A 743-nucleotide genomic window follows, 5' to 3' on the forward strand; every position below is an offset into this window, starting at 1 on the left:
AGGTCCACTTCGCCGACTGCCAGCTCCGGGCTGTCCGCCAGCGCTTCAAGCATGGTGACGTAATGGCCGGCCAGCCGCTCCATGGTCAGCGTATCGAACAGATCCGCCGCATAGGTCAGCGTCGCGCCGATGCCGCCGTCCGGCTGCTCGTTGGTGTCCAGCGTCAGCTCGAACTGCGCTGCCTGCTCCGCCAGCGCATAGGGTTCCAGCGTGAGGCCCGGCAGTTGCTCCAGCGCGCGGTAGTCGTCGCGCTGATGGTTGAACATCACCTGGAACAAGGGACTATGGCTCAGGCTACGCTCGGGCTGCAGCGCCTCCACCAATTGCTCGAACGGCAGGTCCTGGTGTGCCTGCGCGCCCAGGGAAGCCTCCCTGGTCTGCCACAATATCTGCTCCAGGCTCGCGGCGGCGCCGATCACATTGCGCAGCACCTGCGTGTTGACGAAGAAGCCGACCACACCCTCGGTCTCCGCGCGGTGCCGGTTGGCGATGGGCACGCCCACGCGGATATCCACTTCTCCCGTGTAACGGTGCAACAGCGCCTGGAAGCCCGCCAGCAGCACCATGAACAAGGTTGCGCCATCGGCCTGCGCCCTGCGGCCCAGCGCCTGCACCAGCGGCGCCGGCAGCGCGAAGGCGTGCCGCGCGGCTCGGTAGCTGCCGTCAGCGCGGCGCGGATGGTCCGCCGGCAGCTGCAGCACCGGCTGCTCGTTGCCCAACTGCGCCGTCCAGTAAGCAAGCTG

1 protein-coding gene is annotated in these 743 nt (G+C 67.8%); it reads right to left on the reverse strand.

The features are described 5' to 3' along the window. A partial coding sequence (locus tag AC1RQC_RS40415; RefSeq protein WP_492886890.1) for a condensation domain-containing protein occupies positions 1-743 on the reverse strand: 743 nt, incomplete at both ends.

The sequence above is a fragment of the Cupriavidus sp. GW822-FHT03E04 genome, assembly GCF_058801495.1.